Origin of the sequence: Kitasatospora sp. NPDC086801, from assembly GCF_044745805.1 — a bacterium.
Taxonomy (GTDB): domain Bacteria; phylum Actinomycetota; class Actinomycetes; order Streptomycetales; family Streptomycetaceae; genus Kitasatospora.
In genome coordinates this window covers 1-1,703 of sequence record NZ_JBIVAX010000104.1, presented here as the reverse complement: position 1 = coordinate 1,703, position 1,703 = coordinate 1, and the positions used below count along the sequence as shown (strand labels likewise).

1 protein-coding gene and 1 tRNA gene are annotated in these 1,703 nt (G+C 69.5%); both read left to right on the top strand.

What is annotated here, in order from left to right:
• Positions 1 to 519: 519 nt before the first annotated feature.
• Positions 520 to 601 (top strand) — tRNA-Leu (locus ACIPLC_RS38170).
• Positions 602 to 740: 139 nt separating this feature from the next.
• Positions 741 to 1,613, top strand: coding sequence for a Bax inhibitor-1/YccA family protein (locus ACIPLC_RS38165; protein WP_400477660.1), 873 nt, complete (start codon positions 741 to 743; stop codon positions 1,611 to 1,613).
• Positions 1,614 to 1,703: the final 90 nt, after the last annotated feature.

Below are 1,703 nucleotides of genomic sequence, written 5' to 3'. Positions count from 1 at the left end.
AAGGTGACGCTGACGTTGTCGAGGGCCACGACGCGGGTCTCCCCGTCCCCGTAGACCTTGTTGAGGCCGGTGGCGCGGGCGGCCGCCAGGCCGGTCCGGACGGCGGTTGAGGTCGACGTGGTCACGGGGGTGCTCCTTGGTGGTCGCGGGCTGCGGAAGGCGCGCTGGGCGTCTGGACGGCCGGGCCGCCAGGGGCGCCCGGCCGTACCTCCATGCTCCGCTGTGTGATCATGGTTTCTCGTCGCTCCGCCGGACGGTTGGCCTGACCACCGCTGGGCGTACGGCCAGGTGACACCCTCCTCCTGGGGTATGACGCCGACCCTGAGCACGGAGCGGTGGCCGGAACCCGTGCACTTCGTGGCCGAATCGCGAACTGTTCGTCAGATGGCAAGGAAACATGACAACTTCCCTGGCTGGGAACATGCGAAAGGGCGAGGCGGGCGACTAGGCTCTGGGGTGGCCCGCACCGGGGGTGGAGCGTTTCTTCTCCGGCCGATGGAGCGGCCCGTCCCGCAGGACGCCCGGATGGTGGAACGCAGACACGGGCAGCTTAAAACTGCTTGGCCGCGAGGCCGTGCCGGTTCGAGTCCGGCTCCGGGCACCGCTCGACTCGCGGGGGCGCCGACGGCGTCCCCGCCGGGAGTCGTTCATTGATCCTCCTCGCGGCGTATCCCGGAATTTTTGCCAAGCCATTACCCTGGTAGCTGGGCGGTGCAGTGCCGCCACGGAGGGAATGTGCAATGAGAAGCAGCAACCCGGTCTTCTCGCGGGAGGGGTCCTTCACCCGCGAGCCCGGCTACGCGGGGTTCGGTACCACCACGCAGGCCGGGGGCCAGTACGGCAACAACCCCTACGCGGGGACCCCTTACGCCCAGCAGCCGCAGGCGCAGGGCCCGCTGACCGACGAGCAGCTGTACGAGATGTACAACGGGCCGTCGGCCGGCCCCGCCGCCACCGGGCGGATGACGCTCGACGACGTGGTCGCGCGCACCGCGATGACGCTGCTGACCCTGGTCGCCGCCGGCGCGGTGGCCTGGTTCGCGCTGCCGTTCGAGAACTTCGGCTTCGCGATCGGCGCCAGCCTGGTGGCCATGGTCGTCGGCCTGGTGGTCTCCTTCAAGCGCAGCGTCAGCCCGCCGCTGATCCTGACCTACGCGGCCCTTGAGGGCTTCGCGCTCGGCGCGGTCACGCACGCGTTCAACACCGTCTTCGAGGGCATCGCGATCCAGGCGGTGCTGGGCACGGCGGCGGTCTTCGCGGCGATGCTGTTCGCCTACAAGAGCGGCCGGATCCGGGTCACCGCGCGCTACACGCGGATCGGCATCGCGATCGCCATGGGCTTCGTGCTGCTGATGCTGGTCAACGTGATCGCGATGGCGTTCGGCGCCGACCTCGGTCTGCGCTCCGGCCCGCTGGGCATCGTGGTCGGCCTGATCGGCATCGCCCTCGGGGCCTTCTTCCTGTCGCTGGACTTCGCGGCGATCGAGGAGGGCATCGCCCAGGGCGCGCCGCAGAAGGAGGCCTGGCGGGCCGCCTTCGGGCTCACCCTGTCGCTGGTCTGGATCTACGTCGAGATGCTGCGCCTGATCGCGATCCTGCGCGGCGACGACTAGGCCGTGTCCTGCCGATCACTTGAGTCGTTGATACGACTATGGGGAGTAGGGGTGATCTGACTGACGGCCAGTGGGAGCGGCTTCGGCCGC